General features: G+C 73.2%; 12 protein-coding genes. 4 read left to right on the forward strand and 8 right to left on the reverse strand.

What is annotated here, in order from left to right:
• Positions 1–11 precede the first annotated feature (11 nt).
• On the forward strand, positions 12–899 hold the full coding sequence (locus tag ACIOFR_RS12710) for an STM4011 family radical SAM protein (RefSeq protein WP_400995851.1): 888 nt from the start codon (positions 12–14) through the stop codon (positions 897–899).
• Here the strand turns inward: ACIOFR_RS12710 and ACIOFR_RS12715 are convergent.
• From ACIOFR_RS12715 to ACIOFR_RS12740, 6 genes are read right to left on the reverse strand one after another with little or no spacing between them, the layout of a single operon-like run.
• The gene (locus ACIOFR_RS12715; RefSeq protein WP_400995596.1) at positions 868–1,851 is read right to left on the reverse strand and encodes an ABC transporter substrate-binding protein; all 984 of its coding nucleotides are present in this window, start codon (positions 1,849–1,851) and stop codon (positions 868–870) included. The two genes, ACIOFR_RS12710 and ACIOFR_RS12715, sit on opposite strands and share 32 nt — an antisense overlap.
• 60 nt (positions 1,852–1,911) lie before the next feature.
• A complete protein-coding gene (locus ACIOFR_RS12720; protein ID WP_400995600.1) occupies positions 1,912–2,676 on the reverse strand; it encodes an amino acid ABC transporter ATP-binding protein in 765 nt (254 codons plus the stop codon).
• Entirely contained in the window at positions 2,673–3,656 is a 984-nt protein-coding gene (locus ACIOFR_RS12725; RefSeq protein ID WP_400995602.1) for an amino acid ABC transporter permease, read from the reverse strand. The genes ACIOFR_RS12720 and ACIOFR_RS12725 overlap by 4 nt, the downstream gene beginning before the upstream one ends.
• A gap of 55 nt (positions 3,657–3,711) precedes the next feature.
• On the reverse strand, positions 3,712–4,647 hold the full coding sequence (locus ACIOFR_RS12730) for an ABC transporter substrate-binding protein (protein ID WP_400995605.1): 936 nt from the start codon (positions 4,645–4,647) through the stop codon (positions 3,712–3,714).
• A 13-nt stretch (positions 4,648–4,660) separates the two neighbouring features.
• Positions 4,661–5,209: a GNAT family N-acetyltransferase gene (locus ACIOFR_RS12735; RefSeq protein ID WP_400995607.1), complete on the reverse strand. Its 549-nt coding sequence runs from the start codon at positions 5,207–5,209 to the stop codon at positions 4,661–4,663.
• Entirely contained in the window at positions 5,206–6,369 is a 1,164-nt protein-coding gene (locus ACIOFR_RS12740) for an LLM class flavin-dependent oxidoreductase (RefSeq protein ID WP_400995609.1), read from the reverse strand. Before ACIOFR_RS12740 ends, ACIOFR_RS12735 begins: the two co-directional genes overlap by 4 nt.
• 588 nt (positions 6,370–6,957) lie before the next feature.
• Between ACIOFR_RS12740 and ACIOFR_RS12745 the strand changes: the two genes are divergently transcribed.
• The gene (locus tag ACIOFR_RS12745) at positions 6,958–8,001 is read left to right on the forward strand and encodes an amino acid ABC transporter permease (protein ID WP_400995612.1); all 1,044 of its coding nucleotides are present in this window, start codon (positions 6,958–6,960) and stop codon (positions 7,999–8,001) included.
• Positions 8,002–8,017: 16 nt separating this feature from the next.
• On the opposite strand, the gene ACIOFR_RS12750 is transcribed toward ACIOFR_RS12745, so the two are convergent.
• Positions 8,018–8,872, reverse strand: a complete 855-nt coding sequence (locus ACIOFR_RS12750; protein WP_400995614.1) for a hypothetical protein — start codon at positions 8,870–8,872, stop codon at positions 8,018–8,020.
• A gap of 161 nt (positions 8,873–9,033) precedes the next feature.
• On the opposite strand from ACIOFR_RS12750, the gene ACIOFR_RS12755 reads away from it, so the two are divergent.
• Entirely contained in the window at positions 9,034–11,316 is a 2,283-nt protein-coding gene (locus ACIOFR_RS12755) for an FdhF/YdeP family oxidoreductase (protein WP_400995616.1), read from the forward strand.
• Positions 11,317–11,366: 50 nt separating this feature from the next.
• On the opposite strand, the gene ACIOFR_RS12760 is transcribed toward ACIOFR_RS12755, so the two are convergent.
• On the reverse strand, positions 11,367–12,932 hold the full coding sequence (locus ACIOFR_RS12760; RefSeq protein WP_400995618.1) for a C40 family peptidase: 1,566 nt from the start codon (positions 12,930–12,932) through the stop codon (positions 11,367–11,369).
• A 356-nt stretch (positions 12,933–13,288) separates the two neighbouring features.
• On the opposite strand from ACIOFR_RS12760, the gene ACIOFR_RS12765 reads away from it, so the two are divergent.
• On the forward strand, positions 13,289–14,458 hold the full coding sequence (locus tag ACIOFR_RS12765; protein WP_400995620.1) for an anion permease: 1,170 nt from the start codon (positions 13,289–13,291) through the stop codon (positions 14,456–14,458).
• Positions 14,459–14,472 lie beyond the last annotated feature (14 nt).

The raw sequence follows: 14,472 nt of genomic DNA on the forward strand, positions 1-14,472 counted from the left end.
CGCCGGAGCCGATGGACCTGACGGTGCTGTACCGCGGCCCGCTCGCCTCCTGCGACTACGACTGCCCCTACTGCCCGTTCGCGAAGCGCCGCGACACCCCGGACCAGCTGCGGGCCGACCGGGCCGCGTTGGAGCGGTTCGCCGGCTGGGCGGCCGGGCAGCGCGGCGACACCCTCTCGCTGCTGTTCACGCCCTGGGGCGAGGGCCTGGTCCGCTCCTGGTACCGGCGCGTGCTGGCCGAGCTGAGCCGGCTGCCGCACGTGCGCCGGGTGGCGATCCAGACCAACTTCAGCTGCCGCACCGACTGGCTGGCCGACGCCGACCTGGACACCCTGGCGTTCTGGATCACCTACCACCCGGGCCAGGTGACCCCCGAGCGCTTCCTCGCCAAGTGCCGGGAACTGACCGCGCTCGGCGCCCGGTACAGCGTCGGCGTGGTCGGCGAACCCGAGCACCTGGCACCGGCCCGGCGGCTGCGCGCCGAGCTGCCGCCCGAGGTCTACCTGTGGGTCAACGCCGCCGACGGGCGGACGTACACCGACCCGCAGGCCGCCGACTGGACGGCCCTGGACCCGCTCTTCGGCTACAGCCGCGACCCGCACCCCAGCGGCGGCCGGCCGTGCCGCACCGGCGAGTCCGTCATCTCGGTCGACGGGGACGGCACCGTGCGGCGCTGCCACTTCGTCCGCCCGCCGCTGGGGAACCTCTACGACGGCTCCTACCGGGCCGAACTGCGCCCGCGGCCGTGCCCGCTGCCGGTCTGCGACTGCCACATCGGCTACGTGCACCTGGAGAGCCTGCCGCTCTACGACGTCTTCGCGGGCGGCGTCCTGGAACGCGTCCCGCGGGCCGGGGCGCGGGGCCCGCTCAGCCGACCTTGGGCAGGCCGGGCGGGTTGATCTCGGAGGTCTGGACGGCCTCGTTCTCCAGACCCCAGCGCTTCAGCACCTGGCCGTAGGTGCCGTTCCTGACGACCTCGTTGACCGCCTCGTTGAGTGCCTTGACCAGGCCGTTGTCCTTCTTCGTGGTAGCGGCGATCTTGCCCAGGACCTGGTCGCCCGCCCCGGAGTAGGTGCCGATCACCTCGGTCTCGCCGGTCTGCGCCGCGTGGAAGGCGGAGGTCGGGTTGGGGCCGAGGTAGGCGTCGATCCGGCCGGAGGAGAGCGCCAGGTAGTAGTCGGAGGAGTTCTGGAAGTACTTGATGTCGACCGGCTTCAGACCGGCCTTGACGTTCGCCTCGTTCCAGGCGATCAGCAGCTTCTCCTGGTTGGTGCCGGAGGCGACGGCGATGGTGTGCCCCGCGACGTCCCTGGGCCCGGCGACCTTCCAGCCGGAGCCCTTCTTGGCCTCGAACCCGAGGATGTCCAGGCGGTAGGTGGCGAAGTCGTACTTCTCCTTGCGGGCCTCGGTCACCGTGATGTTGGTGATGCCGACGTCGTACTTGCCGCTGTCCAGGCCGACGAAGACGTTCTCCCAGGAGACCGGGTTCAGCTCGACCTTGAGCCCGAGCACGTCGCCGATCAGGTACGCGAGGTCCGGCTCGGCCCCGATGACGGTCTTGTCATCGGTGGCGTGGAAGTCGAGCGGCGGCACGGTGCCCAGGGAGTCGACCACCTGGAGGGTCCCTCTCTTCCTGATCTCCTCCGGGACGAGCGCGGCGATCGCGTCCACCTTCGCGGTGGTGACCCGCTTCTGGTCGGCCGTCAGGTTCACCGTGACGCCGTTCGGCGCCACGCTGCCCTTGGTGCCGCCGAGGTCGGCGGAGGCGTTCGAGGAGGATCCGCAGGCGCCGAGCACCAGCGAGACGGACAGACCGGTGGCGGCGACGAGGGCGCGACGGGGTAGGGACATGGCGGAACTCCGTTCGGGGGAAGGGGTGTTACCGGACGATGAGGCGACGGGAAGGGGGTGTCACAGGACCTTGGACAGGAAGGCCCGGGTGCGCTCGTGCTGCGGGTTGTCCAGGACCTCGGCGGGCGGGCCCTGTTCGACCACCACCCCGCCGTCCATGAAGACCACGGTGTCCGCCACCTCGCGGGCGAAGCCGATCTCGTGGGTGACCACGATCATCGTGGTGCCGCTGTGGGCCAGGTCCTTGATGACGTCCAGCACCTCACCGACCAGTTCGGGGTCGAGCGCCGAGGTGGGCTCGTCGAACAGCAGCACCTTGGGCTCCAGCGCCAGCGCGCGCGCGATCGCGACCCGCTGCTGCTGGCCCCCGGAGAGCCGGCGCGGGTAGGCATCCGCCTTGTCGGCCAGGCCGACCCGGGCGAGCAGGTCGAGCGCCCGGGCCCTGGCCTCGGCCTTGGGCACCCCGAGCGCGCTGACCGGGGCCTCCACCAGGTTCTCCACCACGGTGAGGTGCGGGAACAGGTTGAAGTTCTGGAAGACGAAGCCGAGGTTGGTGCGCTGGCGCAGCACCTCGCGCTCCTTGAGCTCGTACAGCCGGTCGCCCGCGCGGCGGTAGCCGATCAGCTCCCCGTCGATCGCGACGTAGCCGCGGTCGAGCTTCTCCAGGTGGTTGATGGCCCGCAGCAGGGTGGACTTCCCGGAGCCGGACGGCCCGAGGATCACGGTCACCGAGCCCGCCTCGGCCCGCAGGTCGACCCCGCGCAGCACGTCGAGGCGGCCGAAGCTCTTGTGGACGCCGCGGACGTCCACCATGGTCGTGGTCATGAACGGCCTCCCGGGGCTGCGGAGAGCCGGCTCTCCTGGATCTGGCGGACGAAGGCGCGGGCGCGCTGGAGCGGGGTCGGCGGCGGAGTGCGCTCGGCGCCCCGGGCGAAGTACCGCTCGATGTAGTACTGGCCGATCGACAGCAGCGTGGTCAGCAGCACGTACCAGGCGGTGGCCACCATCAGCAGCGGCACCACCCGTCCGGTCCGGCCGTAGATCACCTGCACCTGGTAGAAGAGCTCGCCGATCGCCATCACGTAGACGATCGAGGTGCCCTTGAAGAGCGAGATCACCTCGTTGGCGGCGTTCGGCAGGATGCCGCGCATGGCCTGCGGCAGGACGATCCGCCAGGCCTGCCGCAGGCGCGGGATGCCGAGCGCGGCGGCGGCCTCCAGCTGCCCGGCGTCGACCGAGATGACGCCGGCCCGGATGATCTCGGCGGCGTACGCGGCCTGGTGCAGCGCGAGCCCCAGGACGGCGGCGCCCAGCGCGCCGAGCACGTCCATGGTCTCGAAGTGCCACAGCGTCGGGCCGAACGGGATGCCGACGCCGAGCCGCTTGTAGAGGTAGGACAGGTTGAACCAGAAGACCAGCTGGACGATCAGCGGGATCGACCGGAAGGCCCAGATGTACGTCCAGGCGATGGTCTGCAGGATCGGACTGGGCGAGAGCCGCAGTGCCGCCACGACCGCTCCCAGCGCGAACCCGAGGACCGTTCCGTAGAAGGTGAGTTGGAGGGTGGTCCAGACGGCGCGCAGGATGCTGTCGGTGGTCAGGAAGGCGTTGAAGGTCTCCCAGTCCCAGCCGGGGTTGGTGGCCAGCCCGTGCAGGAACTGGGCGACCAGCACGACGGCGGCGGCACCGGCGAACCAGCGCCAGGGGTGCCGGGCGGGGACGACCCGCAGGCCGGCGTCGGATTCCTCCGGGGGCGGCGCGGGGGTGACGGGGACGACAGGGGACGTGGTCGTGGTGACGGTCATGGTGACCGGTTCCTCTGTTCGGGCCGGCTGCCGGCCGGCGGGCGATGACACGGGATCACGGGTGCTCGGGCGGGCTGATCCTCGACTCGGTGATCGCCGAGTCGGTGGTGCCCCACTTCCGGAGGATCCGGGTGTAGGTGCCGTCCTTGATCAGCTGGTTGACGGCCGCCTGGAAGGCCGGGGTCAGCGGCGAGCCCTTCTTGAACGCGAAGCCGACGTCGAGCCGGTGGAACTCGCCCAGGAACTTCGTCCCGGACGCCTCCTGGCCGGCCTGGTAGCGCAGGCCGTTGATGGTCGACATCACCACGTCGACCCGCCCCTGCTGGAGACCGGTCAGCACCGCACCGCTGTCGGCGAAGGCCCGCACCTCGTACGGCTTCCTCCCGGCGTCGGTGCAGACGTTCTTCCGGCTGTTCAGCGTGGTCTCGAAGGTGGTGCCGACCCCGGTGCCGATGGTCAGGCCGCAGAGCTGGACCAGGTCGGTCACCGGCTGGATCGCGGTGTTGTCCCGCTTCACCGCGAAGCCCTGGCCGTCGTCGATGTAGGTGACGAAGTCGATGGTCTTCAGCCGGGCGGTGGTGACGCCGAAGTTGCCGGTGCCCACGTCGTACTTGCCGCTGTCCAGCGCCGGGAGGATGGTCTCGAAGGACGCCTCCTCGCGCTGGACGGTGATGCCGAGGACCTTGGCGACCGCGTCCGCGAAGTCCACGTCGAGCCCCGCCGCCTTCTTGGTGGCCGGGTCCGGGTAGAAGGCGCTGGGCGGCGCGCCGCCCGCGCCGCCCAGCCTGAGGGTGCCCGCCCTGCGGACCTCCTCCGGCAGCAGCGCCGCGATCGAGTCCACCTTCTGCTCGGCCGCCACGACGTCCTGGCTCGCCGCGGCGACGGCGGAGGCCCCCGGGGCGTTGGGCGAGGCGGACGTCGGGGCCGAGCTGCAGCCGGCCAGGACCACGGCGGTGGCGGCGGCCAGGACTGCGGGGAGTACGCGTCTCACGGGGTCGTGCCTCTCAGTGGTGTGCGGTGAGGTGGGCGGTGGCGTGCGCGGCGAGGTGGGCGGTGGCGTGCGCGGCGAGGTGAGCGGTGAGGTCCTTCTCGAACGGCAGCGGGCCGAGGGCCGGCGCCGGGTCCGCGGCGGGGTCGAACAGCGGGGTGTAGCCGGTCGCCAGGTAGAGGCCCTTGGCCTCGGGCTGGCGCGGGCCGGTGGTCAGGTGGATCCGCCGGTAGCCGGCCGCTGCGGCCGCCGCCTCCAGCTCGGCCAGCACCCGGCGGGCCAGCCCCCGGCGGCGGTGCGCCGAATGCGTCCACATCCGCTTCACCTCGGCGGTGGACTCGTCGTAGCGCCGGAAGGCGCCACCGGCGACCGGCGTGCCGCCCTCCAGCAGGAGCAGCAGCAGACCGTGCGGCGGCGTGAACTCGGCCGCGGAGTACCGGGCCATCTCCTGGCGTCCGCCCGGGCCGTACCGGGTCACGTACTCCTCGGTGAGCTCGCGGACCAGCGGCTCGGTCAGCGGGTCGTCGAGCGCGACCCGTCTGACCTCGACCGGCGGCGTGCTCACGCCTGCACCGCGATCAGCTGCTGCCGCTCGCGGCGCCGGGCGGCCTCGTCCTCGGCGGCGAGCCGGGCCGCCGCCGCCGCGTCCCGTTTGGCGACCTCCTCGCGGACGATCGGGATGACGTGCCGGCCGAAGTCGACGGCGTCGCCGATCAGGTCGTAGCCGCGGGCGGAGAGGATCTCCACCCCCAGGTCGTAGTAGTCCAGCAGGGCCTCGGCGACCGTCTCCGGCGTGCCGACCAGCGCGTTGGAGTTGCCGGCGCCGCCGGTGGCCGCGGCGGTCGGGGTCCACAGCGCCCGGTCGTAGCGCTCGCCCTTGCCGGCGATCTCGATCAGGCGCTGCGAGCCGGCGTTCTCCGGTCCGCCGGCCGGCCGTCGGCGGACCAGGCCAGGGGCGGACTGCCGCGCCCGGATCGCGTCGACCGTGCGGTGCGCCTTCTCCCAGGCCAGTTCCTCGGTCGGGGCGATGATCGGCCGGAAGGCGACCTGGATCCGCGGGGTGTCGGTGCGGCCCGCCGCGGCGGCGGCCTCCCGGACCCGCTCGATCTGCTCGGCGGTGGCGGCCAGCGGCTCGCCCCACAGGCAGAACACGTCCGCCTCGGCCCCGCCCGCCGCGTAGGCGGCCGGTGAGGAGCCGCCGAAGGAGACGGCCGGCCGGGGCTGCTGGACGGGGAACACGTCCGAGACGAAGTCGTTGAACCGGTAGTACTCGCCCTCGTGGTCGAACGGCTCGTGCGAGGTCCAGGCCTTCTTGACGATGCCGATGTACTCGCGGGTGCGGGCGTAGCGCTGGTCCTTCGTCAGGAAGTCGCCCTCCCGCTGCTGCTCGTGGTCGTTGCCGCCGGTGATGAAGTGCACGGTGAGCCGGCCGTCGCTGATCCGGTCGAGCGTGGCGAAGGTCTTCGCGGCGAAGGTCGGGTACGAGACGTTGGGGCGGTGCGCCAGCAGGATCTGCAACCGCTCCAGCCTGGCGGCGAGGAAGGCGGCGGACGGCGCCGGGTCCGGCGCGCCGGCGCCGTAGGCGAACAGCACCCGGTCCCAGCCGTGGTCCTCGTGGGCGCGGGCCAGGCGCAGGGTGTAGTCGCGGTCGAAGGCGGCGGTGGTGCGGGCGGAGGTTTCCGAGCCGTCGCCGGTGGCGGCGATGCCGAGGAACTCGACGGGCATGGTGCGGGCCTTCCTGGAGGGCGCGGGCACGCCGGAGGCGGCCCCCGGCGCGGGGGCGTGCGGGCAGGCGGGGGCGCGGCGGAGGTGGGGAGGAACCGTCGGACGGCGGAGTGTGACGGACGGTCGGTCAGGAGAGGGGGCGGCGGCAGCGCACGCCTGTCGATCCGTCGGACATGGCGGCTTCCCGGCCCGCGACGGGGCAATCGAGGGAGGTCTCCGAAGGAGAGCAGGGCCGGTCAGGCGGCCCGCTGCCGGGTCAGCCGCAACACGCCGCGGACCACACCCGACCGAAGTCGATGTGGCCGCGCGTGACCAGACGCTGCTCGGCATTCATGGCGCAAGTTGAGCAGCGAACCTCGGAGTTCGTCAACCACCGCCCGCTGGACGGACGTTCCCGGCCCGCCGGACCCGGCCGCCGGCGGGTGGGATCCCTTGACATTCCGGTGCCGGGCCCGCGTACGATCGGGGCGGAGTGAGTGCGTACCGCGGAGCCGGCGAACTGTGCCGCCTCCCGGCCGTGTTGAGGGACTCGGCGCGCGCGTGACGGACGGCGGCCCCTGCCTGCCCGCCCGCACCTGGAGCCCCTCCATGGCCACGCCGCCCGACGTCCTGCCGCCGAACTCCGCCTCCCCACCGACCGACCCGGACCGCCCGGACCGCCCGACTCTCTCCGCCCTCCCGGCCGGACCGTCCGCACCGGTCACCGACCCCGACACCGCCGGGCTGCCGATCGTGCCGCGCCGCCGCCCCGGCCGGCTGGTCGCCGCCGCCGTCGCGCTGCTGCTCTTCGGCATGGTGCTCAACTCGCTGGTCCGCAACCGGGCGTTCCAGTGGGAGGTGGTCGGTCAGTACCTCACCACCACCTCGATCACCACCGGCCTGCTGCTGACGCTGTGGCTGACCGCCCTGGTGATGGTCCTCGGCTTCGCCCTGGGCACCCTGCTGGCCCTGGCCCGACTGTCGGACAACCCGGTGCTCACCTCGCTGAGCTGGGGTTTCGTCTGGGTGTTCCGGGCCACCCCGCTGCTGGTGCAGCTGCTGTTCTGGTTCAACATCGGCGCGCTCTACCCGCACCTCGGGGTGGGCATCCCGTTCGGCCCCGAGTTCCTCACCGTACGGACGGTCAACCTGCTCGGCCCGGTGCTGACCGCCGTGATCGGACTCACCCTGCACGAGGCGGCGTTCGCCGCCGAGGTGGTCCGCAGCGGCATCCTCTCGGTCGACCAGGGGCAGCTGGAGGCCGCCGCCTCGCTCGGCCTCGGCCGGCGCCGGGTGCTGCGCCGGATCGTCGTGCCGCAGGCGATGCGCTCGATCGTGCCGACCGCCGGCAACATGCTGATCGGCACCCTCAAGGGCACCTCGATCGTCAGCGTGCTCGCCGTGCAGGACCTGCTCTACTCGGCGCAGCTCGTCTACAACCAGACCTACCAGGTGATCCCGCTGCTGATGGTGGCCACGCTCTGGTACGTCGGCGTGACCAGCGTGCTCTCGGTCGGCCAGTACTACCTGGAGCGCCACTTCGCCCGCGGCGCCACCCGGGACGGGCTGCCGCCGACCCCGCTCCGGCGGGCCGCGGCCGCCCTGCGCCGGCTGAACCCCGGTGCGGGCGGGGCCGGTCGGGCACCCCGGTGAGCACCGGCGCGGCCGGTCACCCCGGCGGGCCCGCCGGCTGTCCGAGGGCGAGGGCGGTGACCTGCTCGGCCGTCAGGTGGTCGGGCGCGGAGTAGATCCGGTCGGCCAGCCCCTTCAGCCCGGTGCGGCGCTCCAGCTCGCTGACGCAGGCCAGGGCCTCCCGGTCGGTGTCGAAGTCCCAGACCGTCAGCCGGTGGACCACCGCGACCGCCTCCACCCAGCCGAGCCCGGGCGGCGCCCCCGGGGTGCGGCCCCAGCGCTGCACGTACCGGCCGAGGGTCAGCCGGGCCTCGCTCAGCAGCAGGTGGTCCTCGCCCAGCACCTGCTGGATCCGCGGGACCAGCTGCACCAGCTGCTGGACGCCGCCGGCGAGGTCGCCCACCGCCACGGTGTGGGCGGCCACGTCGATCCGGGCCCGCAGCACCCGGATGTCGTCCTCGCCGACCGCGGCCGTCAGGGCGGGCAGCAGCTCGTGCAGGCGGCGCAGCGCGGCGGCCGGGTCACCCGCGCGGCCGACCTCGGCGGCCAGGTCGAGCCGGGCGCTGAGGGTCTCCGGGTCGCCGGTGCCCAGTGCCTGGGCCATGTCCAGGATGACCTGCTCCAGCAGGTGGATCGCCGCGCCGGGGTCGCCGGCCTCGCCCTGCCACCGGGCCACCTCCCGCCAGGTGGACAGGGTCTGGCGGTCGTACCGGCCGAGTTCGGCGACCATCTCGCGGGCCACCGCCTCCAGCAGCTGGGCGGCGCCGTCCGCGGTCCGGGCGGCCGGTGCGGCGGCGCGCAGCCGGACCAGCAGGGCCCGTACCTCCGGGACGGCCGCGGGCGGCGGCTCGGCGGGGCCGAACTCCCCCGGGGGCACATCGGTGGGCGGCATCGGCTGGCTCACTCCTCGGACGGCAGGCAGGGCGGACGGTCGGCATTCTGTCGCGCGCGGTGGTGCCGGTGCCACCCCCCTCCGCCCCGCCGGCCGCAGTGCGAGGATGGGCGGCAGGGGCACGGCAACGGTGCGGCCCCACCCAGCAGGAGGTGTCAGCCATGGCCAAGCAGGCCCCGCAGAGCGACCCGGTGCAGGACGCACCCGAGGTGGGCGCCCCCAAGCACGCGGCAGCCGGCCTGACCGCCGTCGCCAAGAGCCTGCAGATGGCCGGGGAGCAGATGAGCGCCCGGCGGACGCTGGCCACCCTGCGCAAGGTCAACCAGCCGGACGGGTTCGACTGCCCCGGCTGCGCGTGGCCCGAGCCCGGGAAGACCCACACCGCGGAGTTCTGCGAGAACGGCGCCAAGGCGGTCGCCGAGGAGGCGACCGAGCGCCGGATCACCGCCGGATTCTTCGCCGCCCACCCGGTGTCGGAGCTGGCCGGACGCTCCGGCTACTGGCTCGGCCAGCAGGGCCGCCTCACCGAGCCGATGCTGCTGGAGGAGGGCTCCGACCACTACGTGCCGGTGTCCTGGGAGCGCGCCTTCGCGGTCGTCGCGGACGAGCTGAAGGCGCTGGACACCCCGGACGGCGCCGCCTTCTACACCTCGGGCCGGACCAGCAACGAGGCCGCCTTCCTCTACCAGCTCTTCGCCCGGCAGCTGGGCACCAACAACCTGCCCGACTGTTCCAACATGTGCCACGAGTCCTCGGGCTCGGCGCTGACCGAGACGCTGGGCATCGGCAAGGGCAGCGTCCACCTGAAGGATCTCTACCAGGCCGACCTGATCATCGTGGCGGGCCAGAACCCCGGCACCAACCACCCGCGGATGCTCTCCGCCCTGGAGCGGGCCAAGCGGGCCGGCGCCAAGGTCGTCAGCGTGAACCCGCTGCCGGAGGCGGGGCTGGAGCGGTTCAAGAACCCGCAGAACGCCCGCGGCCTGGTCGGTGCGGGCACCAAGCTCACCGACCTCTTCCTGCAGATCCGGCTCGGCGGCGACCTCGCGCTGTTCCGCGCGCTGAACCAGCTGGTGCTGGCCGCGGACGGCGGGGTGGACGAGGCGTTCGTCGCCGAGCACTGCCACGGCTTCGAGGAGTTCGCCGCCGAGGCGGCCGCCACCGACCGCGCCGAGGTGCTGGCCGCGACCGGCCTGCCGTGGGAGCAGATCGAGGAGCTGGCCCGGCTGGTGCTGGCCTCCGACAGGATCATCGTCTGCTGGGCGATGGGCCTGACCCAGCACAAGCACGCCGTCCCGACCATCCGCGAGGTGGTCAACTTCCTGCTGCTGCGGGGCAACGTCGGCCGCCCCGGCGCCGGCGTCTGCCCGGTGCGCGGCCACAGCAACGTGCAGGGCGACCGCACGATGGGCATCTTCGAACGCCCGAGCACCGCCTTCCTGGACGCGCTGGGCAAGGAGTTCGACTTCGAGCCGCCGCGCGAGCACGGCCTGGACTCGGTGGACACGATCCGGGCGATGCGCGACGGCCGGATCGGGGTGTTCTTCGCGATGGGCGGCAACTTCGTCGCCGCGACCCCGGACACCGTGGCCACCGAGGCCGCGATGCGCAACTGCCGGCTGACCGTGCACGTGTCCACCAAGCTCAACCGCTCGCACGTGATCACCGGCGCCCGGGCGCTGATCCTGCCCACGCTGGGCCGCACCGACCGGGACTGGACCGCCGCCGGCGCCCAGTTCGTCAGCGTCGAGGACTCGATGAGCATGGTGCACTCCTCGCGCGGCGGGCTGAGGCCGCCGTCCGACACCCTGCTCTCGGAGGTGGCGATCGTCTGCCGGCTGGCCCGGGCCGCGCTCGGCCCGCAGCACCCGGTGCCGTGGGAGCAGTTCGCCGAGTCCTACGACACCGTCCGGGACCGGATCGCGCGCGTGGTGCCCGGCTTCGAGGACTTCAACGAGAAGGTCCGCCGCCCCGGCGGATTCGTGCTGCCGCACGGCCCGCGCGACCACCGCACCTTCCCCACCGCGACCGGGAAGGCCAACTTCACCGTCAACCCGCTCACCGCGCCCGAGGTGCCGGCCGGGCGGTTGCTGCTGCAGACCCTGCGCTCGCACGACCAGTACAACACCACCGTCTACGGGCTGGACGACCGCTACCGGGGCATCACCGGCGGCCGCCGGGTGGTCCTGGTGAATCCCGAGGACGCGGCCGAACTGGGCCTGGCCGAGGGCTCCTACACCGACCTGGTGAGCGAGTGGCGGGACGGCGTCGAACGGCGGGCCCCGCACTTCCGGGTGGTGCACTACCCGGTCGCCCGGGGCGGCGCGGCGGCCTACTACCCGGAGACCAACGTGCTGGTGCCGCTGGACTCCACGGCCGACATCAGCAACACCCCGACCTCCAAGGCCGTGGTGGTCCGGTTCGAGCCGGACAGCGGGATCTGACCGGACGGCGCACGGCCCGGCCCCCGCGACGGGGGGCCGGGCCCGCGGCGTCAGTCCTGGGCGTGCCCGGTGCCGCTCGGCGAGACCGAGGCGGTGCCCGCGGAGCCCGTACCGGACCCGGAGGGGGTGCCGGTGGCAGAGGCGGCGTCGGTCGGGGTGCCGGTGCCGGTCGACGGCGGAGTCCCGGTGGTCGACGGGGTGCCGGTGCCGGTCGACGGCGTGCCGCCGCCGGACGGCGTCCCGCCACCGGACGGGGTGCCCGAGCCGGACGGCGTCCCGGTGCCGCTCGGGGTGCCGCCGCCGGACGGGGTGCCCGAGGGCGTGCCGCCGGTGGAGGGCGACGGCGACGTCTCCGGCGCGGTCGGCGTGCCGGGGGCGGGCGCCGGCGGGGTCGGCGTCAGGGTGGACGGCTTCGCGGGCGCGATCCGCACCGCGCCGACCTTCACGTCCGGCACCTTCCAGGCGCCGCCCTTGTCGTCGGCGGCCGCGTCCGGGTCGGGCCGCACCACACCGAGGATCGGCATCGCGCCGATCTGGGTCACCTTGACCACGTCACCGGTGTGCGGGGCCTGGACGATCAGGCCGCCGCCGATGTACATGCCGATGTGGGTGGCGCCGCCGTAGTAGACCACCAGGTCGCCGGCCCGGATCTGGTTCAGCGGGATGTGCTTGAGCTGGGCCCACTGCTCCTGGCTGGTCCGCGGCACGGACACCCCGGCGTGGATCCAGGCCTGCGAGGTGAGGCCCGAGCAGTCGAAGACGTCCGGCCCGGCGCCGCCCCACACGTAGTCCTTGCCGAGCTGGGCCAGCGCGTAGGCGACCGCCCTGCGCCCGGCCTCGGACGGTGTGCGCTCGCCCTTGCCGAGCGCGCCGGAGGCGAGGAAGGCCAGCTGCGCCTGGTCGGCCTGCTGCTTCTCCAGCTGCTCCAGTTCGGTGCGCTGGGCGCCGGTCAGCGAGCCGACCAGCGTCTCGACCTCCGCGAGCCGCTTGGCCACGTCCGCCTTGGCCTGCTCCTGCTGGGCCGCGACCGCCTGCTCCTGGGCCAGCGACAGCTCGGCCTGCTGCTGGAGCACGGTCAGGGTGGCCCGGTCCGCCTTGAGGCGGTCCAGGAAGGCCGACTGCGAGCGGCCGGCGGCCTGCAGCAACTCGGCGACCACCACGGCCTCGTACGGGTCACTGGCCATCAGCAGCTCGCCGAGCTCGGAGGCGTGGCCGTTGCGGTACTGGGCGGCGGCCAGCTGCGCGGCGAGGTCGCCGCCGGCGTCCACGGCGGCCTGCTGGTGGGAGATCCGGGTCTGCAGGTCGGTGATGGTGGCCTGGAGCGCGGCCAGCTTGGCCACCGAGCCGTTGTACTGCTCGGTGGCGGCCTCGGCCTGCTGGTAGAGCTGGTGCAGCTGGTCGAGCAGCGGCCCGAGGGTGGCCTTGGCGGCCGCCAGCGGGTCGGCCCCGGGCGCGACGGTGGGCGCGGCGACCGCCGGGCCCGGGTCGGGCGCGGCGTACGCGGCGCCGGCGAGCGGCAGCGAGAGCGCCGCGGCGGCCAGCACCGCCCCGCACCGCAGGGCGGCCCGCACCCACGGCCGGACTCCGGCCGTCTCCATCCGCTGCGCAGCCCCCATCGGCCTGCCTCCCCCGCCTCGCGACCTCCGCCCGGGCGTCCCGCCCGGCCTGCAACGGGCTGATCCTGCCATGTCCGCCCCACACCGGGGCAGGTGGCATCGGTACGTACTGATGAACTTCTCATCTTCGCCGCAGGACAGTGTGAGACAGGTCTCAGCAAACCATGGCGAGGCTGGACATTTCACGCAAACCCGCTGATCAGGCCCGCCCTCTCCACGGTTTCACATCCCCTGCGCAACCTCCGCGACATCATCAGAACCGCAATTCCCGATCCAGTTAACCTTCCGTTCACCAGCCGTCCCTACGGTCGGCCTGACACCAGCGTCAGTCCGACAACTACGACGATTGTTTGGGTATGGAACACATCACGTTCCTGGTGGCCGTTGTGATCATCACGGCGCTCGCCTTCGACTTCACCAACGGCTTCCACGACACCGCCAACGCGATGGCCACCTCCATCGCCACCGGTGCCCTGCGTCCGAAGGTCGCGGTCGCCATCGCGGCCGTCCTGAACTTCGGCGGCGCGTTCCTCTCGGTGAAGGTCGCCACCACCATCTCGGGTGGCATCGTCAACGAGAAGGCCGGCATCCACCCCGAAGTGATCTTCGCGGCTCTGGCCGGCGCGATCCTGTGGAACCTGCTGACCTGGCTCAAGGGCCTGCCGTCCAGCTCCTCCCACGCGCTGTACGGCGGCCTGATCGGCGCCACCGTGGTCGGGGTCGGCATGGACGGCGTCAACTTCAGCGTCGTTGTCAGCAAGATCCTGATCCCCGCCGTCGCCGCTCCGCTGGTCGCCGGCGTGGCCGCCTGGGGCGCCACCAAGCTGGCGTACCTGATCACCCGCGGCGGCACGGACACCACCACCAAGGGCTTCAAGCGGGGCCAGATCTTCTCCTCCTCGCTGATCTCGCTCGCCCACGGCACCAACGACGCCCAGAAGACGATGGGCATCATCACCCTGACCCTGGTCTCGGTCAAGGCGCTGCCCAAGGGCGCGCTGCCGCCGCTCTGGGTGATCGTCAGCGCCGGCGCGGCGATCGCGCTGGGCACCTACATGGGCGGCTGGCGGATCATCCGGTCGATGGGCAAGGGCCTGGCCGACATCAAGGCCCCGCAGGGCTTCGCGTCGGAGACCGCCGCCGCCACGGCGATCCTGACCTCGACCCACATGGGCTACGGCCTGTCCACCACCCAGGTCTGCTCCGGCTCCATCATGGGCGCCGGCCTCGGCGGCCCCCGCGGCACGCTGCGCTGGAGCCTGGTGCGCCGCATGGTCTACACCTGGGGCCTGACCCTGCCGGCCGCCGCCACCGTCTCCGGCATCGCCGCGTTCGTGGCGAGCCAGGGCGACTGGGGCGTGGCCCTGGTCGGCGCCGCGCTGGTGATCGGCTCGGGCTCGATGTGGCTCGTCTCCCGCCGCCAGCCGGTCAGCGCGGACAACGTCAACGACGTCACCCCGGTCGAGGTCGAGGTCACCCCGACCCCGGCCAACCCGACCCCCACCACCACCGCCGTCGCGGCCTGACGGCGAGAGGCAGC

Origin of the sequence: Kitasatospora sp. NPDC088346 (assembly GCF_044740765.1) — a bacterium.
Classification (GTDB): Bacteria; Actinomycetota; Actinomycetes; order Streptomycetales; family Streptomycetaceae; genus Kitasatospora.